Source organism: Saccharopolyspora mangrovi (genome assembly GCF_035320975.1).
Classification (GTDB): Bacteria; Actinomycetota; Actinomycetes; order Mycobacteriales; family Pseudonocardiaceae; genus Saccharopolyspora; species Saccharopolyspora mangrovi.
The window spans coordinates 56302-79240 of record NZ_JAWLNX010000033.1; the positions used below are offsets into that span (position 1 = coordinate 56302).

A 22939-nucleotide genomic window follows, 5' to 3' on the forward strand; every position below is an offset into this window, starting at 1 on the left:
ACGGCAGCTCGGGCGAGCGCTGGATGAGCTCCAGCGCGGTGGAGACGGCCGGGTCCTGCAGCGCCGCGGCCCACCCGCCGCGCCCGCGGTCCGTTTGCCTTCAACTCCGTGCTCCCCGGTTTCATCGAAACCGAAGGGGCCCGCCACGTGCTGGAAGAGGTCGACCCCGACCTCGACGTGGCTCGCGCGGAGCTCATGCGCAGGCTGGGAGGAATCCCGCTCGGCCGCCCGGGGCGCCCGCAGGAGGTCGCCGAACTCGTCACCTTCCTGGTCTCGGACAAGGCCTCCTGGAACACGGGCGCGGAACACCGGGTCGACGGAGGCAACATCCCCATCCCCTGACCCCGCCTTGCGGACCCAGTCCGTGGTCGCGTCGCCAACGGCTGTCGGAGAAGGGGCGAACACCGCGGCTTTCGCCTCTCGCGCGTGTGGTCGTCGGTTCCGCGGGGGTTCCGGTCAGCGGGTGGGGCGCAGGGTGGACGGTGACATCGACAGCTCCTGCGTGAACGCGTGGGTGAAGGCGGCGGGGGTGGCGTAGCCCAGTCGCGCGGCGACCTCGCTGACCGTCGCCTCGCGCAGCAGCGGGACCGCGCTGAGCAACCGCGCCCGGCGGCGCCACGCCGAGGGGCTGATGCCCAGCTCCCGCGTGAAGTGGCGGACCAGCGAGCGCTCGCCGAGCATCGCCTCGCGCGCCCAGTCGGCGTTGGTGACCTCGACGCGCGGGTTGAGCAGGTACTCCCGGCACAGGGCGCGCAGCGCCGGCGAGGTCGGCAGCCGGATGTGCAGCGGGACCGGTGTGAGGCCGGCCAGTTCCAGCAGCAGGAGCTCGACGAGCGCGTCATCGCGCGGGGAGGGGCGGTGATCGGCGGGGAACTCGACGGCCGCGAGCAGCAGTTCCCGCAGCAGCGCGCCCACCGCGACGACGACGCACGACCGCGGCCACCACGTCACGGCATCGGGCTCGATGTAGAGGCTGGCGGTCTGGACGTCGTCCATGAGGACCCGGTGCCGCTTGCCCGGCGGGATCATCACCGCGCGCTCGCCGGGCACGGTCCAGGTCCCGTCGTCGGTGTCGACGACCATCGTGCCCCGGGCCGCGTAGAGGAACTGCGCGCGGCGGTGCTCGTGCCAACCCAGCAGGAACCCGGGCGGGTAGTCGGTGGCGATCGGCAGGACCGCGCGCGGGTCGTCCTCGATCTCGGCGACGGCGATGTTCCTCATCGTGTCCAGTATGGCCGGGTCTCGATGGACGAGGGCCGGGGATCGATTGTCAGCCAGCGGGCGGGCGCGGTGGACTGTGCGGCATGGACCTGCTCTTCCTCGTCCTCGTGGGCTTGGTGACCGGCGTGACCACGGTGCTGTTCGGCTTCGGCGGCGGCTTCGTGACGGTGCCGGTGATCATGTGGGTCGACGCCTCGCTCGGGGAGTCGGCGGCCGTGGTGTCGGTGGCGACCTCCTCCGCGGTGATGGTCGTCAACGCCGCGGTCGCGACCCTGGCCACGCCGCGCTCGGTGCTGCGCCACCTGCTGGGTGCCGAGCACCTGTGCGCCCTCCTCGCGGTGGGCGGGGCCGCGGGAGCGCTGCTCGCGGGCATGGCGCCGTCACCGCTGATCCACTGGGGCTTCGTCGGCTATCTCGGCGTGACCATCGCCGACGTCGTGCTCCGGCCGGGATTCCTGCGGCCCGCTTCGCGGACGCCCGCTGCAACGGCCTTCCCGATCCCGTCGTTCCTCGGGGTGCCGATCGGTGCGGTGGCCTCGTTCCTCGGGGTGGGCGGCAGCGTGATGACGGTGCCGCTGCTGCGGCGCGGGGGCATGCCGATGGCGGTGGCCGCCCCGCTGGCCAACCCGCTGACCTTCGCCATCAGCCTGCCCGCCCTGGGCGTGTTCCTGCTGGGGAACGCGGGAGTGGCCGGTACCGGCATCGTCGGGCTGATCGACGTGCGGTCGGCCGTGGTCCTGCTGGTGTCGGCGATCCCGGTGATCGTCCTGCTCCGCCGGCGCCCGCCCGCCGTCGGTGACACCGTCCACGCCTGGGCCTACCTCGGGCTGCTGGTGATCGTGATCGCAGCGGCGATCGGGGCCGGAGTCCACTGAGGACCCCGGCCCCGATCGTGCGGTCAGGCCTTGACCGGGGCTGCGGTGTCGCTGAGGTCTCGCTTGTAGGTCTCGGTGAGCAGGTAGGTCGAGACGAACGAGATCAGGCACAGCACCACGACGTAGCCGGCGATGGAGAGCGAGCTGCCGGTGGCCGCGAACAGGGCCGTGCAGATCATCGGCGCGATGCCGCCACCGAGGATCGCGGCGATCTGGTAGGCCAGCGAGGCGCCGCTGTAGCGCAGGCGGGTGCTGAACAGCTCCGAGAAGAACGCCGACTGCGGCCCGTACACCGCGGTGCGGCATGCCTGCACGACGATCCCGGCCAGCAGGAACAACCCGACCGACCCGGTGTCGACCAGCATGATCCAGGGCACCGCGAACAGCCCGAGCACCAGCATGCCGCCCAGCGACATGCCGCGTCGCCCGATGCGGTCCGACAGCAACCCGAACGCCATCATCAGCGGGATGTCGATGGCCGCCAGCAGCGCGTTCGCGCTCAGGATCGTGGTGCGCTCGTAGTCGAGGGTCTTGGTGGTGTAGGAGACGATCCAGGTGGTGCCGACGTAGAAGGTCGCGTTGGTGGCGAGGAACGACCCGGCGGCAAGCAGGATCGTCTTCGGGTGCCGACGCATCACCTCGACGACCGGCATCCGCTCGGCGCGTTCCTGCTCCTTGCGCTGCATGGCCTGCTCGAACACCGGGCTCTCGCTGATCTTGAGCCGGATGGCGAAGCCGACGACGATCAGCAGCGCGCTGCACAGGAACGGAACCCGCCAGCCCCAAGCCATGAAGGTCTCGTCGGACATGTTCGCCGACAGCGCCGTGAACGTCAGGTTGCCCAGCAGCAGGCCCGCGGGAACGCCCACCTGCGGCCAGCTGCCGTAGAAGCCGCGCTTGCCCTTCGGTGCGTGCTCGACGGCCATGAGCGCGGCCCCGCCCCACTCGCCGCCGACACCGATGCCCTGGGCGAAGCGCAGCAGCGTCAGCACGATCGGCGCCCACATGCCGATGGTGGCGTAGGTCGGCAGCAGGCCCATCAGCAGCGTCGCGACGCCCATCAGCATCAGCGAGCCGATGAGCATCGGCTTTCGCCCGAGCTTGTCGCCGTAGTGCGCGAACAGCACGCCACCGATGGGGCGTGCCAGGAATCCGACGGCGAAGGTCGCGAAGGCCGCGACGGTGCCGACCACGGGATCGAACTTCGGGAAGAACAGCTGGTTGAACACCAGCGCTGCGGCGGTGCCGTAGATGAAGAAGTCGTACCACTCGATGGTGGTGCCGATGAGGCTGGCGAGCGCGACTCGGCGCGCACTTGTAGCGGTGGCGGCCATTCCGGTCGTCCTCCGAGGTGTTGATCCGGATCGGTGTGACCCAGATAACTAACGGCGTAAGTTTTAGAGACCGTATCCATTGGGGCGAATCGCCACAAGGGGTACTTCCAGAGGGCGTCGGGTTCACCAGGAAACTTTCGGGAAGATGTTATTCGGTGCGAGTCCATGCATGTCCGGGCCGTCCGATCGGTTCGGTGAAACCGCAAGTGCGGAACGGGTTCGCTCGAACTGGTCCGGCGCGTACCCCTGAAAGGTTTTCGAAAACGTCTGTTTGACGGCCCTGTGGCGGACCCGCATACTCGCTCCGGCTCTCCCATCGGTGTGGTCGAGGGGATGCGGTGCCCGTGTCAGCGAGGATGAGAGCGCGCGGCTGCGCCATCGGTGCGGCGCTGGCGGCACGGTCGCGCGGCCGCCAACCCCGCGCTGGTCGAAGCCCAGGTCGACGCCGGGATGTGGGTGGGCAACCACAGCTACAGCCACCCGCACATGACCGAGCTGACACCGTCCGAAATGGATTCCGAGATCAGCCGCACCCAAGAGGCGATCGCGGCGGCCGGAGGCGGAACCCCGGACCTCTTCCGCCCGCCCTACGGGGAGACCAATGCCCTCCAGGCCGTCGAGGCGGCCCACGGCCTCACCGAGATCCTCTGGGACGTCGACTCCCAGGACTGGGACAACGCCACGGTCGACCAGATCGTGCAGGCCAACGCGACCCTCACCGACGGCCAGGTCATCCTCATGCACGACTGGCCGCCCAACACCCTCGAAGCGATCCCCAGAATCGCCGAAACCCTCCAAGCCAAAGGCCTCTGCCCAGGAAAGATCTCCCCACGAACAGGCCGAGCAGTATCCCCGAACGCCGAATAGCGGACGGCTCCCCAGCCCATCGCGAGCGGGCTCGTCAGGGGTTCGTCAGGAAGGGGTGGGTGTGGGTGAGGGCTTGGTCGGTGTTCCGCCAGGCTTGGCGGTGGTCGGCGTTCGGCAGCGAGACGAACGGTGTGCCGGTGCGGTCAGCGAAGGTGCGCATCGGGTCGTGCCAGGGGTCTTCCGTGCCCGCGTACATCAGGAGCGGCACGGGTGCGCGCGCCAGGGACTCGTGGACGCCCGGTTCGTCGCGGAAGGCCTCGTAGTTGGCTCGGAGCGCGGCCGGGTCGGCGGCGTCGATGAGCGCCGCGTAGGCGGGGTTCGCGCGGGCGGCCTGCTGCATGATCGGCCACGGGTCGGTGTCGGCCGGGAGGTCCATGTCGCGGAGCATGGCGTCGATCGCCGAGCTGAACCCGCTGATCGGGTCGAAAGCGCCCGCGACCAGGCGGGTGAGCCTTTCCGGGGCGTGCAGGGCGACGGCGTAGCCGGTGAGGGCGCCCAGCGAATAGCCCCAGAACGCGGCCTCGTCGAACCCGAGGTGGTCCAGCACCGTCGTGACCGACTCGGCGCGGCGGACCAGCGAGTACTCCGCCGCGTCGACCGGGGCCGAACTGCCGCCGAGTCCGAGCGGGTCGACCGCGATCACCGTGTGGGTCGTGGCCAGGACCGCGGTGTAGCCGGCTTCGGTCCAGCGCCTGCCGAGCTGGAACATGCCCGGGTGCAGCACCAGAGGCGGTCCGCCGCCGACGACCTCGTAGGCGATGTGCAGTCCGTTGCGGTGCGCGAGCGGCACGTGCTCCTCCTGAACCCGGTTGGGGAGGAGCATCCCACGAACGGGCTGCGGGGGTGGGAGTTTCGAACTCCCACCCCCGACAGCGAGAGGTGACGTCTACCGCGTTCCCGGTTCGTCCGGGAGGGCGAAGACGATGAGGGCGCTGCCGTGACCGGCACCGAGCATTCCCGGGAGGAACCCCTCGATCCACCCGCCCCAGCCGACCGGCACCGCGACGTACTGCTTGCCGTCGACCGAGTAGGTCATCGGGCTGCCGTGGTGGCCGCTGCCGCACTGGAACTCCCACAGCTTCTCGCCGCTGCGGGCGTCGAGCGCGATGAACTCACCCGACGGCGTGCCCGCGAAGACCAGGTCACCGGCGGTGGTCAGCACCGACGAGCACATCGGCCAGGTGTTGCGCCAGCGCCACACCTCCTCGCCCTTGGAGTTGAAAGCGCTGATGGAGCCGCGCATGTCGTCCGCGTCGACCTGAACACCCGCGCCCCAGTAGGGGATCCCCTCGCGGAACTCGCGGCGCCGCCGGGTGGCGGTGGCGCCGACGTCCTGAACCGGGACGTAGAACAGCTCGGTGCGCGGGTTGTAGGCGGCGTGCGTCCACTCCTTGGCACCGGCCGGTCCGGGGTAGAAGTGCACCGGTTCGCCCTCGGCGTCCGGGTACTTCCTGGGCGTCACCTTGCCGTCGCGGGTGATGGTGCCCCAGTCGATCCGGTCCACGTAGGGCGTCACCGACACCAGTTCGCCGTTGGTGCGGTCGAGCACGAAGAAGTACCCGTTCTTGTCGAAGTGGCCGAGCATCTTCCGCCCGTCCTGGTCGAACAGGATGTTCTCCATCGTGCTGTCGTAGTCCCACACGTCGTGCGGGGTGCACTGGTAGTGCCAGCGGATCTCACCGGCGTCCACGTCGATGGCGACGACGCTGTCGGTGTAGAGGTTGTCGCCCTCGCGGACCGCGCCGTCGAAGTCCGGCGCGGGGTTGCCGGTGCCCGCGTACAGCAGGTTCGTGTCCGGGTCGAACGTCGCGGTGACCCACGGGTTCGCACCGCCGCGCGCCCACGCCTCACCGTCGGACGGCCACGTCTCCGAACCCGGTTCACCCGGCTTGGGGACGGTGTAGCAGCGCCAGCGGTGCTCGCCGGTCTCCAGGTCGAAGGCGTCCATGTGGCCGCGCACGCCGAACTCGCCGCCCGAACTGCCCGTGATGACCATGTCCTTGACGATCAGCGGGGCCATCGTGCCGCTCTCGCCCGCCCGCACGTCGCCGATGGTCCGGTCCCACACGCGCCGGCCGGTCACCGCGTCGAGCGCCAGCAGGTGGGCGTTGGGGGTCACCATGAAGACCTTGCCCTTGGCCACACCGACACCGCGGTTGACGTTGCCGCAGCACAACGACACGTCGTAGGGCACGGCGTGCTTGTAGCGCCACATCTGCTCACCGGTCTTGGCGTCGAGGGCCCACACCCAGCCGTCCCAGCCCGAGACGTACATGACCCCGTCGACGACCAGCGGCGTGGCCTCGAACGCGTAGGTCGAGGCGCCGGCGATCATGCCCGAGGTGCCCGCCTGGAACATCCAGGCCGGGCCGATGCGCTTGACGTTCTCGGTGTTGATCTGGTCCAGCAGGCTGAAGCGCTGGCCGTCGTAGGCGCCGTAGTAGGTGATCCAGTTGTGCGACTCCGACCGCGCGTCGAGCAGCCGTTCGTACCCGATGCGGGAGACCACGTCGGGGGCGTTGCGGGGCACCGCGCTGAGCGTGCCGTGGTCGATCGCCTCGCCGGCGTCGACGTATTCAACGGTCATGACCTCGTTCCTCTCTGCGGGCGCGGCTGGTCGGGACGGTCGAGACGGGCTTCCGGCGGGACTTCGCCGAGCACCACGATGGCGCCGGTCAGCCCGCGCCCCTCGTCGTTGCCGGTGGGGGAGCTGTACCAGTAGTAGCCGGGACCGTCGAGGTTGAGCCGGGCCAGGCCCTTGGAGTGGTTGACCATCCAGATGAACTTGCGGTCGCCGTTGCTGGGCAGCAGCGCGCAATGGGTGTTCAGGTCGTCGTTGATCAGCGTCAGTTCCAGGTCTCCGCCGTGCGGGAGGACGAGAATCGAAGGGTCCCAAACGATTTCGTCCGGCAGGATGCGGACGGTCGCCTCCATGACGCCGTCGGCCCGCTCGGTCGCCCGTTCGACGTTGCCGGTGCCGAGCACGCGGCCGATGGTCGCGTGGTTCTGCACGTCCAGGCCGACCTCGTTGAGCAGTTCGGTGCGTTCCTTCGCCGTCGTCATCGGACATCACCTCCTCGTGAATCCGTTCCCGGATTGCGCCTGAGGAGGAGGTGGTGCCAAACAGACGCGCGAACTCCGTTCTGAAAAGCCTTCACACGATCACCTACACCTCGTTGTGCACGTGCAACACATGTTGGCGCGAGAGAACAGCGCTTCAAGCCGATCGAGTGACCGGCTCAAGGGGCCAAACCAATTGGCCTGTAACGAATCCAGACCCTACGCCGAGAACCGCGCGGCCAACACCTGAGACCGCTGGCCGGGGCGCCCGAACCGCTCGCAGGGCGGGTTCTACCGCTCAGACCGGAACATGCCGAGGTTCATGACCTTGTTCCAGGCGGCCGCGAAGTCGCGCAGGAACTGCTGCTCGTCGGAGGCGTAGACCTCGGAGATCGCGCGGAGCTCGGAATTCGAGCCGAAGACGAGGTCGACTCTGCTCGCGGTCCACCGAACGGAACCGCTCCGCCGGTCACGTCCCTCGAAGGTGCCGGATCGCGCAACCCATTCGGTGCTCATGTCGAGCAGGTTGACGAAGAAGTCGTTGCTCAGCGTTCCCGGCCGCGTGGTGAGCACACCCAGTCGAGAACCCCGGTGATTGGCACCCAGCACGCGCATCCCGCCCACGAGCGCGGTCATCTCCGGGGCGCTCAGCGTCAGCTGGTTCGCCCGATCGATGAGCAGGTGTTCGGCCGGCAGCCGCGTGCGCTCGCCGAGGTGGTTGCGGAAGCCGTCGGCCACGGGCTCCAGCGCGGCGAAGGATTCGACGTCCGTCCACTCCTGGGTGGCGTCGGTGCGCCCGGGCGTGAACGGGATTCGCGTCCCGGCCCGCTCGAGGGCCGCGCAGCCGCCGAGCACGATCAGATCGGCGAGCGAAACCCGCTTCGCACCGGCCTGTTCGGCGTTGAACTCCCGCTGGATCCGCTCCAGCTCGGCGATCGCGGGACCGGTCACGTCGGGGTCGTTGACCTCCCAGTCGCGCTGGGGATCGAGCCGGATGCGAGCCCCGTTCGCGCCACCCCGCTTGTCGCTGTCCCGGTAGGTCGAGGCCGAGGCCCACGCGGTGAACACCAGCTGCGGCACCGTCAGGCCCGAGGCAAGGACGCGGCGGCCGAGCTCGGCGACGTCGGCGTCGTCGACGAGCTCGTGGTCGACCTCGGGAACCGGGTCCTGCCAGAGCATCCGCTCGGTGGGCACCTGCGGCCCGAGGTAGCGCTGGATCGGGCCCATGTCGATGTGGGTGAGCTTGAACCAGGCGCGTGCGAAGGCGTCGGCCAGCTCGTCCGGGCGGGCCAGGAACCGCCGCGCGATCGGCTCGTAGACCGGGTCCTGCTGCAGCGCGAGGTCGGTGGTGAGCATCGTCGGGGCGTGGGTCTTGTCCGGGTCGTGGGCGTCGGGGACCGTGCCGTGGCCCTGGCCTTCGCGCGGGACCCACTGCCACAGCCCTGCGGGGCTGAGCTCCACGTCCCAGTCGTAGGCGAACAGGGTCTCCAGGAACCCGTTGTCCCACTGCGTCGGGTGCGGCGTCCAGGTCCCCTCCAGGCCGCTGGAGATCGCATCGGCGCCGGTGCCGGTGCCGTAGGAGTTCCTCCAGCCCAGACCCTGCTCGGCGAGGTCGGCGCCTTCGGGTTCGGCGCCGAGGTGGCGGTTCAGGTCGGCGGGTCCGTGGGACTTGCCGAAGGTGTGGCCGCCGACGATCAGCGCGACCGTCTCCTCGTCGTTCATCGCCATCCGCCGGAACGTGTCGCGGATGGCCCGGCCCGCGGCGATCGGGTCGGGCAGCGTGGCCGGGCCCTGCGGGTCGACGTAGATCAGGCCCATCTCGTCGGCGGCGAGGGGTTCTTCCAGGTCGCGCACGCCGGTGTGCCGCTCGTCGCCGAGCCAGGTGCGTTCGGGGCCCCAGTAGATGTCGGCGTCGGACTCCCACACGTCCCGGCGGCCGCCCGCGAAACCGAACGTGCGGAACCCCATCGACTCCAGGGCTCGGTTGCCGGCGAACACCATCAGATCCGCCCAGGAGATCCTGCGACCGTGCTTCTGCTTGACCGGCCACAGCAGCCTGCGCGCCTTGTCCAGGTTGCGGTTGTCCGGCCAGCTGTTGAGAGGCGCGAACCGCTGCATGCCCGAGCTCGGCCCGCCCCTGCCATCGCCGATGCGGTAGGTGCCCGCGGAGTGCCAGGCCATGCGCAGCACCAGCGGCCCGTAGTGGCCGAAGTCCGCGGGCCACCAGTCCTGCGAGGTCGTGAGGACCTCGTCGACGTCGCGGGCCAGCTCGTCGAGGTCGAGCTTCGCGAACTCGGCGGCGTAGTCGAAGTCCTCGCCCAGCGGATCGCGCGCCGGGTGGTGCTTGGCCAAGATGTCCAGGTTCAGCCGGTGGGGCCACCAGTCGCGGTTGTCGCCGCCCGCCGCCGGCTGGTTGCGGGTGCGCTGGGCGCGGCGCGAACCCACGGCCTGGTCGTAGGGCCGCGTGACGACGACGGCATCGGGGTTCTCCGGCACGGAACCTCCTTCCCGGCGTCTGCTCAGATGTCCAGCGCCCGGCGCACGGCAGGGGCGTTGCGCCGCGACACCGGCACCATCGTGTTCGCACCGTCGTCCATGACCAGCAGCAACTCGCCCTTAAACCGGCGTTCGACCTCGCGGATCCGGCTCAGGTTGACCACGTACCGCCGGTGCACCCGCAGGAAACCGGCGTCGCCCTGCTCGTGCTCGAGCTTGTCGAGGCTGCCCGAAGCGGCCCGCAACCGGCCCTGATCGGTCGACAACCACACGTCGTTGCCCTCCGACTCGGCGAAGGACACCTCGGGCTGCCGCAGCAGCACCATCCGGTTGTCCCGCATCGCCACGATGCGGTGCGGCTGCCTCCGCGGGTCCTCCGCGCGCGGCAGCTGCTCGCCCTCGGCGACGCCGAACGAGACCAGGTTCCCGACGAGGTGCCCGGACAGGAACACCGGACGCATGCTGACCGAGGTCGGCTCATCGGTGAGGTGGGTGAAGATCTGCGTGGAGCCCACCCAGTCGGGGTTGCGGGAAGCCTGCTTGGCGGCGTAGCGGGCGGCCCGGATCAGCTCCGGGAGCCGCGGGTTCCACCGCACCGCCGGATCGGGTGCGGGCGTCGAACCGGGCACGCCCAGCAGCACGCTCGCGGTGTCGTCGGCGATCACCACCCGCCCGGCCGGGTCCACCGCCGCCAGCGACGTCCCCGAGCGCGACCGCGCGTGGTTGAACGCCGCGATCAGCTCGGCGCTGCCGTCCTGGGCGCGTTGCCGCAGCGTGCGCTGGGTGCGGGTGGCGGCGTTGCTCAGCCACGCGCCGGAGGCGCTCGGCAGCTCGCTGCGCCAGCAGGAGATGTTGAGCACCGCGATCGGGTCCTTGGTGACCACGTCCCGCACCGCCACGCCCGCGCAGGTCCAGTCGTGGAACGCCTGGCACCAGTGCTCGGCGCCGCGGATCACCACCGGCGCGTGCGTCTCCAGCGCGGTGCCCATGCCGTTGGTTCCGGTGGCCTGCTCGGACCAGCAGAACCAGGTCGCCAGGTTGGCCTCGGCGGCGAGCTCGCGGGTGGCCGGGTCGCCCCACTCGGCCAGCACCCGGCCGGTGGCGTCGGCGACGGTGACGATCCCGCCGACGTTGGCGACCTCGTGGGCGACCGTAGCCGCGCGGAATCCCAGCTCGGCGAACACGACGTCGTGTTCGAGCGTGTGGTCGACCTCCGCCACGGCCACCGGCGCCTCGGTGAGCCCGGGGTCGACGCGGTACTGGTCCCGGCACCGGTGCCACGAGATCGCCACCTCGGGCCGGACGCCCCGGATGTCGTCCTCACCGCGCACGAATCGTTCCCACGCCCCGTAGACGGTCGCGTTGCCGGGGACGCGGGACATCGGGTCGAGCCGGTGCACTTGTGCCATCAAGACCGCCTTTGGTCTCTCACCTAGCCGACCGTGAATCGACGGACTCCGCGTTGGCGGATCTCCTGCTTCAGGGTCTGAAACTAAGCTTATGCCTATTCCAGGACCAGCAGGCTGGGACGAGGGTGGCCGAACCACCCACGAACGGCGGTCACCCGACAACGAGCGGTGGGCGGTGGTGCGCCCCGAGCGAGGCGCACCACCGGCGATCAGTCGGCCAGCCAGACCGCTGCGTCCGGCGGCAGCCGGTCGCCGTCCAGCGCGTCGCTGGCCAGCAGCACCCGCGCGTGCGCGGGAAGCGGCTGCGGAGCGGCGGACATGTTGACCACGCAGGCGAACCCGGGGTCGCGGTGGAACGCCAGCACTCCGACGGGAGCGTCCATCCAGCTCATCCGGCCCTCGCCGAGCGCGTCCAGCTCGCGACGCAGGCGCAGCGCCGCTCGGTAGAGCTCCAGCGTGGAGTTCGCATCGCCTTCCTGCGCCTCGGCGGTGCGGTTGCGCCACTCGGGCGGCTGGGGGAGCCACGAGGCCGTTGACCCCTGCGGGCCGAAGCCGAACGGCGGGTGGGAGCCCGACCACGGCAACGGCACCCGGCAGCCGTCCCGGCCGCGCTCGGTGCGCCCCGACCGCTCCCACATCGGGTCCTGCAGGGCGTCCTCCGGCAGGTCCTCCACCTCCGGCAGCCCCAGCTCCTCGCCCTGGTAGACGTAGGCACCGCCCGGCAGGGCGAGCATCAGCAGCGCCGCCGCCCGCGCTCGGCGGGTGCCCAGCGCGAGGTCCGGTTCGTCGAGGACGAGCTCGTCCTCCCCGAGCTTGCGCTGGTCGTGCGGCACCCACTCGGTCTCGCGGCCGTAGCGGGTCACGTGCCGGGGCACGTCGTGGTTGGACAGCACCCACGTCGGCGGTGCGCCCACCGCCGACAGGCTGGTCGTCGTGGCGTCGACGACCTCGCGCATCCGCTCGGGGTCCCACGGGCACTTCAGGAAGTCGAAGTTGAACGCGGTGTGCAGGCCATCCGGCCGCAGGTAACGGGCGAGCCGTTCCGGCGAAGGGGCCCACGCCTCGGCGACGAACTTGCGCTCACCCGGGTACTCGTCGGCGATGCTCCGCCAGCGGCGGTAGATCTCGTGCACCTCGTCGCGGTCCCAGTGCGGGTGCGCGAGACGCTCCTCCGGGCTGTCGGTGAGGTCCGGGAGAGCGGGGTCCTTGGCCAGCCCGTGCGCGACGTCGATGCGGAAGCCGTCCACACCGCGGTCGAACCAGAACCGCAGGACGTCGGCGAACTCGTCGTGCACCTCCGGGTTCGACCAGTTCAGATCCGGCTGCTCGGGCGCGAACAGGTGCAGGTACCACTCGCCGTCGGCCACCCGGGTCCAGGCCGGACCGCCGAAGACCGACCGCCAATTGTTCGGCGGTTCCTCATTGCCGGCACCTCGCCCGGGCCGGAAGATGTAGCGCCGCCGCTCCGGCGAACCGGGCTCGGCCGCCAGCGCCTCGCGGAACCAGCGGTGCTGGTCGGAGGTGTGGTTGGGCACGATGTCGGGGATGATCCGCAGCCCGTGCTCGTGGGCGTCGGCGATCAGCTTCTCCGCGTCGGAGAGGGTGCCGAAGCGCGGATCGATGTCGCGGAAGTCGGCCACGTCGTAGCCGGCGTCCGCCTGCGGCGAGCGGTACCACGGGTTGATCCACAACGCGTCGACGCCCAGGTCCCGCAGGTAGGGGAGCTTCGACCGGATCCCCTCGATGTCGCCCATCCCGTCGCCGTCGCCATCGGCGAAGCTGCGGATGTAGACCTGGTAGATCACCGCGTCACGCCACCACGGACGTCCGTCGGATCGGTTGTGCTGCAACGGTTCTCCCCTTCCAGAAGAGTCCACTTCGGTCATTTGAGCCCGCCCGAGGTCAGACCGGCGATGATGCGGCGCTGGAAGATGAGCACGGCCACCACGAGCGGCACGGTGACGATCACGCCCGCCGCCATCTGGGTACCGAAGGGCTGCTCGTGGCCCTGCGCACCGACGAACTTGGAGATGGCGACCGTGACGGTCTGCATTTCCTTGTCGTTGACCATGGTCAGCGCGATGATGAACTCGTTCCAGGCCATGATGAAGGTCAGGATCGCGGTGGTGAACACGCCCGGCGCCGCCAGCGGCACGATCACCTTGCGGAACGCCTGACCGGGCGTGCAGCCGTCCACCATCGCCGCCTGCTCGAGCTCCACCGGCATCTGGCGGAAGAACGTCGTCAGGTTCCACACCGCCAGCGGCAGCGCGAACGACAGGCTCGGCAGCACCATCGCCTGGTAGGTGTTGATCCAGCCGATGTCGGTGAACAGCTTGAGCAGCGGCACGATCAGCGAGATCCCCGGGAACATCGAGCACGCGATGATCAGAGCCAGCACCGCGTTCTTGCCCCGGAAGCGCAGCCGGGCCAGCGCGTAGGCGGTGGTCATGCCGACCACCAGCGTCAGCAGCGTGGTGACCGAGGCGACCACGAAGCTGTTCAGCAGCGCCCAGCCGAACCCCACGTCCGGGGCGAAGATCGCGCGGAAGTTCTCCAGCGACCACACCGCCGGCAGCGGGCTGAGATCGAACTGGTCCGACGGGCGGCGGAACGCGGTGGCCGCCATCCAGTAGAACGGCGCCAGGCAGTACAGCACGATCACCGCAACCCCGATGTGCGGCACCCAGCGCTTCCACGAACGGGCTGAGGTCGAACTGCTCATCACGCCACCGCCTTCCCAGGTTTCCGCGCGGTTCTCGCCTGGGACCGGGCCTCGCCCAGCAGGTCCGCGCCCAGCAGCTTGACGAAGGCGAACGCGACGATGGCGACGTAGCAGAACATGATCGTCGCGTAGGCAGCCGCGGGTCCGTACCGCACGTTGGTGGCCTCCTGCCAGGCCAGCATCGACAGCGTCTCCACCGATCCCTTCTGCTGCCCGATGAGCACGAACGGCAGGTCGAACATCCGCAGCGAATCGAGCATCCGGAACAGCACCGCGACCAGCAGCGCCGGGCGCACCAGCGGCAGCGTGATGTGCGCGAACCGCTGCCAGGCGTTGGCGCCGTCCACCCGCGCGGCCTCGAAGACGTCGCGCGGGATCACCTGCAGACCGGCCAGCACCAGCAGCCCCACGAACGGCGCGGTCTTCCACACCTCGGCCACGATCACGGCCAGCTTCGCCGGGGCACCGTCGGCGCTCCAGAGCACCTGCGTGCCGAGCATCGCGTTGACCACGCCGTCGGAGGCGAAGATCCACCGCCACAGCAGTGCCGACACGGCGGTGGGAATCGCCCACGGCACCAGCACGCTCGCGCGCACGAGCCCGCGCCCGCGGAACGCCCGGTGCATGATCAGCGCCATCACCACGCCGAGGAGCGCCTCCAGGACCACGGTCGTCGTGGTGAAGAAAGTCGTGTTCCACACGGCGTTCCAGAACCGCGCGGCCGCGGGCCCGGCGAACACGTCGGCGTAGTTGCCGAGCCCGGTGAACTGCTCGCCCTCGACCACGAAACCATCGGCGTCGACGCCCTGGCCCTCGGTGAACAGCGACTGCCGCAGAGCTGCCACGATCGGGTAGACCACCACCAGACCGAGCACCAGCAACGTCGGCGACACCAGCACACCGGCCAGCCGCGCGGCGGCGGCTGCCTGGGGCGATCTCCGCCTGCGAGGGCCACGTGCCTGCCCGGATGTGGGCACGGCCGCGGTTTCCGCTTCTGTCGTCATCATCTACCTCCCCGGGAGAACCGGGGCGGCGCCCGCGAACGCGCGCCGCCCCGCGCGCTCACTGCTGTCCGGTCAGCTCCTGGAGCCGGGCCTGCAGATCGGCCAGCGCCTGATCCGAGGGCTTCTCACCGCGCAACGCCGCGTAGACGTGCTCCTGGATCACGTCGGTCACCTCGCCGTACTTGATGACCCGGGGGCGCGGCTCGGCGCCCTCGATGGACTTCTTCAGCAACGGCAGGTACGGGTACTTGGCCTGCATCGACGGATCGTCGTAGAGCTCGCTCAGGGTCGGGGCCAGCGACCCCTGGTCCAGCCGCAGCCGCTGCTGTTCGGGTGCGGTGGCGAACTTGATGAAATCGACCGCGGTCGCCTTGTTCTTGGCGAAGGCGGAGATCGCCAGGCTGTGCCCGCCGAGGCTGGACACACCGGGGCCTGCGACACCGGGCAGCGGTGCGACGTCGAACTTGCCTGCGACGCCGGACGAACCGTCGTTCTTGGCCGCGTGCGAGTACTGGTTCGGCCAGGCGCGGCTGAACACGATCTTGCCGTCCATGAAGGCGCGCCGGGTCTCGGTTTCCTTGAAGGTGATCGCATCGCGCGGGATCGTCCCGGCGCGGAAGCCTTCGACGAGCGCGTCCAGACCGCGCTTGGCCTCCGGGGTGTTGACCTGGGGCTTGCCGTTCGGGTCGGTGACCACACCGCCCGCGCCGTGCACGGCCTCGGCGAAGTTGACCGTGAGGCCCTCGTACTTCTCGTACTGCCCGGCGAAGCAGGACATCCCCGCCGCCTCGGGCAGCGCCAGCACCTTGTCGCAGGCCTGGCGCATCTCCTCCCACGTCGTCGGGGGCTGCACCCCGGCCTTGGCCAGGAGGTCCTCGCGGAAGTAGAGCATCGCGCCGTCGGAGGTGGCGGGAACGCCGTAGAGCCGGTCGCGGTACAGCGAGGTCTCGACGGTGGTGGGGACGAACTTGTCGACGCCGAACTGCTCCCGGGGGAGTTCGCTGATCCAGCGGTTCGCGGCGAACTCGGTGGTCCAGACGTTGTCGAGGTCGAGCACGGTGAACGCGTCCGACTTGGTCTGCGCGTTCTGCACCATCTGCTGGCGCTGGTCGTCGGCCGACGAGGAGAGCTCGATGAAGCGGACCTGTTCGTCGGGGTGCGCCTTGTTCCAGGCCTCGACGATCTTGGGGTTGACGTTCTCCTCGTCCTTGCCCGCCACGAAGGTGATCGGGCCGCGGCCTTCGAGCGCAGCTGACGGTTCGTTCGTGGACGAACCGCCGCAGCCTGCCGTCAACGCCGCGGTGCAGGTCAGCACTGCGGCGATCGCTAACCGATTTCTCTGTCTCATGCCACTCTCCATTGAGGACGCTTCGAGCACATGGGGGCTCCACCGCGTGATGCACCGGATCGATCCAGCAGCATCATGCGGTTCGTTCGGTATTCGATTCTTCGAATTGCGCCGGGCGTGATGGCCCGCTTTCAGATCGCCAGTGAAAGGCAGGTTCTACCTGCGCTTACCAGCCTCCTTCATCTCCTCACAGCTCCGCGGTCTTCCGCGGAGGAGCTGTGGACCCCCGCACCACGAGTTCGATCGGCACGGGCACGACGGTGTTCTGGCGCGAACCCGCAACCAGTTGGTCGATCAGCAATTGCGCGGCCGCGGCACCTTGCGCGCGAACCGGCTGGGCCACGGTGGTCAGGTCGACGTACTCGCTCATCTCGTGGTCGTCGAAACCCACGATCGACATGTGCTCCGGCGCGGAGCGCCCGTGCCTGCGCAGGGACCGCAGCGCGCCCATGGCGAGCTCGTCGGCGTAGGCGAAAACCGCCGTGGGCTGGTGGCTTTCGGCGAGCAGTCGGTCCATCGCGCGCTCGCCGCCGGAGATGCTGAACTCGCCGGGCACCATCCATTCGGGGCGCGGTTCGATGTCGTTGTCGTACAGGGTTCGCAGGAACGCCTCGCGGCGGACGATCGGCGCGATCGCGCCCAGCGGTTTCGGTTCCAGGCCTTGGATGATCGCGATGTCGCGGTGCCCGAGGTTGATCAGGTGCTGCACGGCCAGCTTGGTGCCGAGCCGGTCGTCTATGTGCACCGAGCTGAAACCCTCGGCTTCGTGCCCGACCAGGCCAAGCGGCAGGTCGAGCCCGCGCAGCCGGTCGGCCTCCTGCTCGGTGAGGTCCATCGAGAGCACCAGCACCGCATCGACCCGCCCGCGCACCGGCAGTTCGCGGAAGAACCGCTCGCGGGCCTCCTCATCGCCGGCGGTGTAGAGCATCAGGTCGTAGCCCGCTGCGCGCAGGACCTGTTCGGCGCCCCCGATGATCTGGCCGAAGAACCACCGCCACACGAACGGGACGACGACGCCGATGCAGAACGTGCGCCCCGTCGCCAACCCGGAGGCCGAGCGGGAGATCGAGTAGTCGAGTTCGGCGGCCAGCTCGGCGATGCGCTGTCGGGTGCGGTCCGACACCCCGGAGCGTCCGCGCAGCGCGCGCGACACCGTCGACGGCGACACGCCGGCGCGCTGCGCGACCTCCTCGATGCCGACCACTGGCCGCCCTCCGATCGCTCCGATGTCCAGATCGCGAGGAATGTACTGTGGCCTGCGTCTCGTGCGCAAGCGTTTGCGTTCACCCACTGGGAACCGCGCCCTGTATGGTCGCTGACCAGGCAATTCGTCCGCGCAAGCGCCGTTGCGAAGCGGAGGGAGCGCGTCCGCTGGCGTGCTGCGGGGGACGGGCCGGCGACGGGAGCGGAGATCCCGGGCGTGGGTAGGGTTCGCCGCATGGGCTTCTTGGACGTCGAGACGTGGCAGGGGAAGGTCTTCAGCGGGGAGTGGACGGCCGGGTCCGGGGGGACCTACGACGCCGTCGAGCCCGCTACCGGGGCGACGCTGGCGAAGGTGGGGACCGCGACCGCGGAGGACGTCGACGCCGCGGCCCGGCGAGCGGCGGAGGCCCAGCGGGAGTGGGCGGCGATGCCCTACGGCCAGCGGGCCGGGGTGCTGCGGCGGGCCGGGCAGTTGTTCGTCGAGCACGAGGACGAGATCCACGAGTGGCTGGTGCGCGAGTCCGGTGCGACCCGGCCGTTCGCCGGGTTCCAGACCCGTGCCGTGGCCGCCGAGGAGTGCTGGGAGGCCGCCGCGCTCGCCGCCCAGCCCTACGGGCAGCTGCTGCGGTCCAACCAGCCCCGGTTGTCGATGGCGCGGCGGCGCCCGGTCGGTGTCGTGGGCGTGATCGCACCGTTCAACGCGCCGATCATCCTGGCGATCCGCGCCATCGCGCCCGCGCTCGCGCTGGGCAACGCCGTGCTGCTCAAGCCGGACCCGCGCACCGCGATCAGCGGGGGAGTGGTGTTCGCGCGGATCTTCGAGGAGGCCGGGCTGCCCGCCGGGCTGTTCCAGGTGCTGCCCGGTGGTGCCGACGTCGGTGCGTCGCTGGTCGACCACCCGCAGGTGCCGGTGATCGCCTTCACCGGTTCGACGCGGGCCGGCCGGGTCATCGCGCGGGCGGCGGCCGACCGGCTCAAGCGCGTGCACCTCGAACTCGGCGGGAACTCGGCGCTGCTGGTGCTCGACGACGTCGACGTGGAACGAGCGGTGTCGGTCGGCGCGTTCGGCTCGTTCAACCACACCGGCCAGATCTGCATGGCCACCAGCCGGCACCTGGTGGACGCGCGCATCGCCGAGGACTACGCCCAGGCGCTGGCCGAGCACGCCGAGCGGCTGACCGTCGGTGACCCCTACCGCGATGACGTCGCGCTCGGTCCCGTCATCGACGCGGGGCAGCGTGACGGCATCCACCGCATCGTCACCGAATCCGTCGCCGCGGGGTCGACGGTGCGCTCCGGCGGCAGCTACGACGGATTGTTCTACCGGCCGACGGTGCTCTCCGACGTCTCCCCGGACGCGCCCGCCTACGCCGAGGAGATCTTCGGCCCGGTCGCGCCCGTGGTCCCGTTCGACGGGCTCGACGAGGCGGTCCGGCTGGCGTCCGGCACCGAGTACGGGCTGTCGCTGGGCATCCTGACCCGGGACGTGATGAAGGGCCTCGACCTGGCCGAACGCATCCCGTCCGGGCTCGTGCACATCAACGACCAGACCGTCAACGACGAGGCCGTGGCGCCCTTCGGCGGCGTCGGCGACTCCGGCACCGGCTCCCGGCACGGCGGAGCCGAGGCCAACCTGGAGGCCTTCACCGAAACCCAGTGGGTCACCGTTCGCGGCGAGATGCCGGCGTACCCGTTCTGAGGCAGCTGTCGATCTGACAGCGGGTTCGTGAACAGGACGGTAACGTTCGCCCGAACGGGTGTACACGGGCCGGTCCGAGTGTCATTTTTCGGATCATGTCGCTGATCCGCCGTCGGTCGTTGATCAAGGCCGGTGGGGTGCTCGCCGGTGCCATGAGCATCGGCGGGCCGACCGCCGCCGCCTCGGGTCCGGTGTTCGCGCACGGCATCGCCTCCGGGGACCCGACCCCGGACGGCGTGGTGCTGTGGACGCGGGTCACCCCGGGGCCGGACGCCCTGCCCGGTTCCGGAGCGGGCCCGGACTGCGCCGTGGACTGGGAGGTCGCCGCCGACGAGGGCTTCTCGACCGTGCTGGCGCGCGGAACCGCGACCACCGGGGCCTGGCGGGACCACACAGTGAAGGTCGACCTCGCGGGTCTGCCCGCGAGGCGGTGGTTGTGGTACCGGTTCCGGGCGCTGGGCGAGGTGTCCCGGGTCGGCCGGACCCGCACCGCGCCCGCTGCGGACGCGCCGCTGCAGCGGCTGCGGGTCGGAGTGGTGTCCTGCTCGAACTGGCAGGCCGGTCACTTCGCCGCCTACCGGCACCTGGCGGCGCGCGGCGACCTCGACGCCGTGCTGCACCTCGGCGACTACCTCTACGAGTACGCGCCCGGCGAGTACCAGGCCCGCGACGTCGTGGTGCGCCCGCACGATCCGCCGGTGGAGATGACTCGCTTGGAGCACTACCGGCGCCGCCACGCCCAGTACAAGACCGACCCGGACCTGGCCGAGCTGCACGCCTCGGTGCCGTTCGTGGTGACCTGGGACGACCACGAGTCCGCCAACGACGCCTGGTCCGGCGGAGCCGAGAACCACACCGAGGGAACCGAAGGCGCCTGGTCCGACCGCAGGTCGGCCTCGCAGCGCGCCTACGCCGAGTGGATGCCGGTGCGTTACGAACCCGGCGGTTCCCTGCACCGGCGGCTGCGCTTCGGCTCGCTCGCCGAACTGTCCATGTTGGACTTGCGCAGCCACCGGAGCCAGCAGGTGAGCACGCCGCTGGACCCGGGCATCAGCGATCCCGCGCGCACCATCACCGGCGATGAGCAGATGCGCTGGCTGACGGGCGGTCTCGCCCACTGCACCGCTCAGTGGAAGCTGGTCGGCAACCCGGTGATGATCGCGCCGGTGCGGTTCCCGTCGACGCTGTCGGTCGAGGAGCGCCGCGCGATCGGCGAGCTCACCGGAACGCCGGAGGTCCAGGGCCTGCCCTACAACGTCGACCAGTGGGACGGCTACACCGCCGACCGCGAGGAGATCTTCGCGCTGCTGCGCGAGAACGGCATCACCGACACCGTCTTCCTGACCGGCGACATCCACTCGGCGTGGGCGGCGGAACTGCCCGCTTCTCCCGCGAGCTACCCGCTGGAGGGCGGCTCGGTGGGCACCGAGCTCGTCTGCACGTCGGTGACCAGCGACAACCTCGACGACATCCTGCGGGTGCCGCCGCGCACCGCGTCGCTGTCCGTGGAGGGGGCGATCCGCGCCAACAACCCGCACGTCAAGCACCTCGACTTCGACTCGCACGGCTTCTCCGTCCTGGACGTCACGCCGGAGCGGGTGCAGATGGACTGGTTCGCGCTGGCCGATCGCACCGCCCCCGGCAGCGGGGCCCAGCGCTCCGCCTCGTTCGCCGTACCTGCCGGAACCCAGCAGGTGCACCAGGTTTCGGAGGGAATCCGGTGAAGTCGTTGAACCGCCGCAGCTTCCTGCGCGCCGCTGGCGCCGGTGTGCTGCTGTCGGCCGCGTCCCCGTCGGCGTGGGCCGCCGAGGACAAGCCGTTGCGCGCCTACGTCCTGGTCGTCGACGGCTGCCGGCCGGAGGAGATCAGCCCGCTGCTCACCCCGAGGCTGCACGAGCTGCAGACGTCGGGGGCCGCGTTCCCGGGTGCTCGCTCGCTGCCGGTCATGGAGACGATCCCGAACCACGTGATGATGATGTCGGGCCTGCGGCCGGACCGCACCGGTGTTCCGGCCAACTCGGTGTTCGACCGCGCCGAAGGGCAGGTCCGCACGCTCGACCGCCCCTCGGACCTGCGCGGTGAGACCCTGCTGGACGTCCTGCGGGCACACGGCAAGGTCACCGGCAGCGTGCTGAGCAAGGAGTACCTCCACGGCATCTTCGGCACCCGCGCGACGGTCCGCTGGGAGCCGGAGCCGATCGTGCCGATCAGCGGGCACGCCCCGGACGGGTTCACCGCCGAAGCGCTGGTGTCGGTGGTCGACAGCGCGGACCCGGACCTGGTGTTCGCGAACTTCGGCGACGTCGACCGCGTCGGCCACACCGACCTCAGCGGAACCACGCTGCGGGCCGCCCGCACGGGGGCGCTGGCCTCCGCCGACGCCCAGGTGGGCCGGTTCGTCGACCACCTGCGCAGCACCGGGCGGTGGGAGAGCAGCGTGCTGCTGGTGCTCGCCGACCACTCGATGGACTGGTCGCTGCCGCACCGCGTGATCTCGCTGAGCCCGGTCGTCGAGTCCGACCCGCTGCTGGCCGGTCGCGTCGAGATCGCCCAGAACGGGGGAGCGGAGCTGCTGTACTTCACCGGTCCTGACGCCGAACGCCCTGCGGCCCTGTCACGACTGCGCGAGCTCGCGTCGGCGACCGAAGGTGTCCTGTCCGTCCACGACCCCGCCGAACTCCGCCTCGGTCCCGAAGCGGGCGATCTGGTCGCCTACTGCGACGAGGGCTTGCGCTTCACGGACCCCGAGCTGGTCTCCAACCCCATCCCGGGCAACCACGGGCACCCGGTCACCGAACCCATCCCGTTCTTCGTCGCCGGTGGTCACCCGGCCGTCCGCCGCGGCCACACGTCCCCGGCCCCGGCGACCACGGCCGACGTCGCCCCCACCCTCGCCGCTCTCTTCGGCCTGCCCACCACCGGCTACGACGGCACACCCCGAACCGACGCCTTCACCCCCACGAGCACCTGAGCACACCCGGCGCCCGGCGAGGCGTGCGACTTCCCTTGAAGTCGAGGTCATGATTTCCGTTGAAATCGGGTTCCTCGGGACGTGACCAGGGCGGAGAGCGTGTGGACGTGGACTTCGAGGTCGTGATCGGTCGGGAGTTGCGTTTGCAGGAGCCGGGCGTGCGCGGGGACGCCGACGCCGTCCGGGCGCTGCTGCACCCGGAGTTCCGGGAGTTCGGGGCTTCCGGCGCGGTGTGGGACCGCGATTCGATCGTGCGGGCCACCGAGGCGAGCAGCAGCACCGACGAGCGCATCGAAGCCCGGGAGTTCCAGGCCACCCGGTTGGGGCCCGACGCGGTCATGCTGACCTACACCACGCACTACCGCGGCGCGTCGGCGCTGCGCACCTCGATCTGGGTGCGCGAGCGGGGCGAATGGCTCCTCCGCCACCACCAGGGCACCAGGACCGCGTGACCTCCCGGCGACGACGTCCCAGGTGAAACTCCCTCAGGTGAGGCGGATTTGGCGGTTGACGTCTTTGTAGAGGAGGTAGCGGAAGGGGCCGGGTCCGCCTGCGTAGCAGGCTTGGGGGCAGAAGGCGCGCAGCCACATGAAGTCGCCTTCTTGGACTTCGACCCAGTCGTCGTTGAGGCGGTAGACGGCTTTGCCTTGCAGGACGTAGAGGCCGTGTTCCATGACGTGGGTTTCGGCGAAGGGGATCACGGCGCCGGGTTGGAAGGTGACGATGT

At 70.3% G+C, this 22939-nt stretch carries 20 protein-coding genes; 7 read left to right on the forward strand and 13 right to left on the reverse strand.

What is annotated here, in order from left to right; all coding sequences use genetic code 11:
- Positions 1 to 108: 108 nt before the first annotated feature.
- Positions 109 to 342 carry an SDR family oxidoreductase gene (locus R4I43_RS31090; RefSeq protein ID WP_324269276.1) on the forward strand — a complete coding sequence of 78 codons (234 nt, stop codon included), beginning with the start codon at positions 109 to 111 and terminating at the stop codon, positions 340 to 342.
- 114 nt (positions 343 to 456) lie between these two features.
- Here the strand turns inward: R4I43_RS31090 and R4I43_RS31095 are convergent, their stop codons facing one another.
- Positions 457 to 1221 carry an AraC family transcriptional regulator gene (locus tag R4I43_RS31095; RefSeq protein ID WP_324269277.1) on the reverse strand — a complete coding sequence of 255 codons (765 nt, stop codon included), beginning with the start codon at positions 1219 to 1221 and terminating at the stop codon, positions 457 to 459.
- An 83-nt stretch (positions 1222 to 1304) separates the two neighbouring features.
- Here R4I43_RS31095 and R4I43_RS31100 point away from each other — a divergent pair, with 83 nt between their 5' ends.
- Entirely contained in the window at positions 1305 to 2096 is a 792-nt protein-coding gene (locus tag R4I43_RS31100; RefSeq protein ID WP_324269278.1) for a sulfite exporter TauE/SafE family protein, read from the forward strand.
- Between the two features lie 23 nt (positions 2097 to 2119).
- Here the strand turns inward: R4I43_RS31100 and R4I43_RS31105 are convergent, their stop codons facing one another.
- On the reverse strand, positions 2120 to 3430 hold the full coding sequence (locus tag R4I43_RS31105) for an MFS transporter (RefSeq protein ID WP_324269279.1): 1311 nt from the start codon (positions 3428 to 3430) through the stop codon (positions 2120 to 2122).
- 381 nt (positions 3431 to 3811) lie between these two features.
- On the opposite strand from R4I43_RS31105, the gene R4I43_RS31110 reads away from it, so the two are divergent.
- Positions 3812 to 4297: a polysaccharide deacetylase family protein gene (locus R4I43_RS31110; RefSeq protein WP_324269280.1), complete on the forward strand. Its 486-nt coding sequence runs from the start codon at positions 3812 to 3814 to the stop codon at positions 4295 to 4297.
- 34 nt (positions 4298 to 4331) lie between these two features.
- Here R4I43_RS31110 and R4I43_RS31115 read toward each other — a convergent pair whose 3' ends face one another.
- From R4I43_RS31115 to R4I43_RS31160, 10 genes are all read right to left on the reverse strand, one after another.
- A complete protein-coding gene (locus R4I43_RS31115) occupies positions 4332 to 5087 on the reverse strand; it encodes an alpha/beta fold hydrolase (protein WP_324269281.1) in 756 nt (251 codons plus the stop codon).
- A gap of 96 nt (positions 5088 to 5183) precedes the next feature.
- Positions 5184 to 6884, reverse strand: a complete 1701-nt coding sequence (locus R4I43_RS31120) for a PQQ-dependent dehydrogenase, methanol/ethanol family (protein WP_324269282.1) — start codon at positions 6882 to 6884, stop codon at positions 5184 to 5186.
- Positions 6881 to 7360 (reverse strand): MSMEG_3727 family PQQ-associated protein, encoded by a 480-nt coding sequence (locus R4I43_RS31125; RefSeq protein ID WP_324269283.1) that lies wholly within the window; start codon positions 7358 to 7360, stop codon positions 6881 to 6883. Before R4I43_RS31125 ends, R4I43_RS31120 begins: the two co-directional genes overlap by 4 nt.
- 288 nt (positions 7361 to 7648) lie before the next feature.
- Positions 7649 to 9853, reverse strand: a complete 2205-nt coding sequence (katG, locus tag R4I43_RS31130; RefSeq protein ID WP_407691346.1) for a catalase/peroxidase HPI — start codon at positions 9851 to 9853, stop codon at positions 7649 to 7651.
- A gap of 23 nt (positions 9854 to 9876) precedes the next feature.
- Positions 9877 to 11262 carry a DNA-binding protein gene (locus R4I43_RS31135; protein ID WP_324269284.1) on the reverse strand — a complete coding sequence of 462 codons (1386 nt, stop codon included), beginning with the start codon at positions 11260 to 11262 and terminating at the stop codon, positions 9877 to 9879.
- A 209-nt stretch (positions 11263 to 11471) separates the two neighbouring features.
- Entirely contained in the window at positions 11472 to 13148 is a 1677-nt protein-coding gene (locus R4I43_RS31140; RefSeq protein ID WP_407691347.1) for a glycoside hydrolase family 13 protein, read from the reverse strand.
- Complete coding sequence (locus R4I43_RS31145; RefSeq protein WP_324269286.1) at positions 13145 to 13987, reverse strand: carbohydrate ABC transporter permease; 843 nt, start codon at positions 13985 to 13987, stop codon at positions 13145 to 13147. Before R4I43_RS31145 ends, R4I43_RS31140 begins: the two co-directional genes overlap by 4 nt.
- Positions 13987 to 14991: a carbohydrate ABC transporter permease gene (locus tag R4I43_RS31150; RefSeq protein WP_324269287.1), complete on the reverse strand. Its 1005-nt coding sequence runs from the start codon at positions 14989 to 14991 to the stop codon at positions 13987 to 13989. The genes R4I43_RS31145 and R4I43_RS31150 overlap by 1 nt, the downstream gene beginning before the upstream one ends.
- Before the next feature lie 58 nt (positions 14992 to 15049).
- Positions 15050 to 16339: an ABC transporter substrate-binding protein gene (locus R4I43_RS31155; protein WP_324269288.1), complete on the reverse strand. Its 1290-nt coding sequence runs from the start codon at positions 16337 to 16339 to the stop codon at positions 15050 to 15052.
- A gap of 187 nt (positions 16340 to 16526) precedes the next feature.
- Positions 16527 to 17543, reverse strand: a complete 1017-nt coding sequence (locus tag R4I43_RS31160) for a LacI family DNA-binding transcriptional regulator (RefSeq protein WP_324269289.1) — start codon at positions 17541 to 17543, stop codon at positions 16527 to 16529.
- 234 nt (positions 17544 to 17777) lie between these two features.
- Here R4I43_RS31160 and R4I43_RS31165 point away from each other — a divergent pair, with 234 nt between their 5' ends.
- The 4 genes from R4I43_RS31165 (at position 17778) to R4I43_RS31180 (ending at position 22664) form a co-directional block, all read left to right on the forward strand.
- Positions 17778 to 19241: a benzaldehyde dehydrogenase gene (locus R4I43_RS31165; protein ID WP_324269290.1), complete on the forward strand. Its 1464-nt coding sequence runs from the start codon at positions 17778 to 17780 to the stop codon at positions 19239 to 19241.
- Positions 19242 to 19336: 95 nt separating this feature from the next.
- A complete protein-coding gene (locus R4I43_RS31170) occupies positions 19337 to 20965 on the forward strand; it encodes an alkaline phosphatase D family protein (protein ID WP_324269291.1) in 1629 nt (542 codons plus the stop codon).
- Positions 20962 to 22212 (forward strand): alkaline phosphatase family protein, encoded by a 1251-nt coding sequence (locus R4I43_RS31175; RefSeq protein ID WP_324269292.1) that lies wholly within the window; start codon positions 20962 to 20964, stop codon positions 22210 to 22212. The genes R4I43_RS31170 and R4I43_RS31175 overlap by 4 nt, the downstream gene beginning before the upstream one ends.
- Before the next feature lie 101 nt (positions 22213 to 22313).
- A complete protein-coding gene (locus R4I43_RS31180) occupies positions 22314 to 22664 on the forward strand; it encodes a nuclear transport factor 2 family protein (protein ID WP_324269293.1) in 351 nt (116 codons plus the stop codon).
- A gap of 33 nt (positions 22665 to 22697) precedes the next feature.
- Here the strand turns inward: R4I43_RS31180 and R4I43_RS31185 are convergent.
- The coding region (locus R4I43_RS31185; protein WP_324269294.1) for a cupin domain-containing protein at positions 22698 to 22939 on the reverse strand (242 nt) is incomplete at its 5' end.

Bases quoted from the DNA above. Each gene is read 5' to 3' on its own strand.
- R4I43_RS31095 (WP_324269277.1), bottom strand. From the start codon at position 1,221: ATGAGGAACATCGCCGTCGCCGAGATCGAGGACGACCCGCGCGCGGTC.
- R4I43_RS31100 (WP_324269278.1), top strand. From the start codon at position 1,305: ATGGACCTGCTCTTCCTCGTCCTCGTGGGCTTGGTGACCGGCGTGACC.
- R4I43_RS31105 (WP_324269279.1), bottom strand. From the start codon at position 3,430: ATGGCCGCCACCGCTACAAGTGCGCGCCGAGTCGCGCTCGCCAGCCTC.
- R4I43_RS31120 (WP_324269282.1), bottom strand. From the start codon at position 6,884: ATGACCGTTGAATACGTCGACGCCGGCGAGGCGATCGACCACGGCACG.
- R4I43_RS31125 (WP_324269283.1), bottom strand. From the start codon at position 7,360: ATGACGACGGCGAAGGAACGCACCGAACTGCTCAACGAGGTCGGCCTG.
- R4I43_RS31135 (WP_324269284.1), bottom strand. From the start codon at position 11,262: ATGGCACAAGTGCACCGGCTCGACCCGATGTCCCGCGTCCCCGGCAAC.
- R4I43_RS31140 (WP_407691347.1), bottom strand. From the start codon at position 13,148: ATGACCGAAGTGGACTCTTCTGGAAGGGGAGAACCGTTGCAGCACAAC.
- R4I43_RS31145 (WP_324269286.1), bottom strand. From the start codon at position 13,987: ATGAGCAGTTCGACCTCAGCCCGTTCGTGGAAGCGCTGGGTGCCGCAC.
- R4I43_RS31150 (WP_324269287.1), bottom strand. From the start codon at position 14,991: ATGACGACAGAAGCGGAAACCGCGGCCGTGCCCACATCCGGGCAGGCA.
- R4I43_RS31155 (WP_324269288.1), bottom strand. From the start codon at position 16,339: ATGAGACAGAGAAATCGGTTAGCGATCGCCGCAGTGCTGACCTGCACC.
- R4I43_RS31165 (WP_324269290.1), top strand. From the start codon at position 17,778: ATGGGCTTCTTGGACGTCGAGACGTGGCAGGGGAAGGTCTTCAGCGGG.
- R4I43_RS31170 (WP_324269291.1), top strand. From the start codon at position 19,337: ATGTCGCTGATCCGCCGTCGGTCGTTGATCAAGGCCGGTGGGGTGCTC.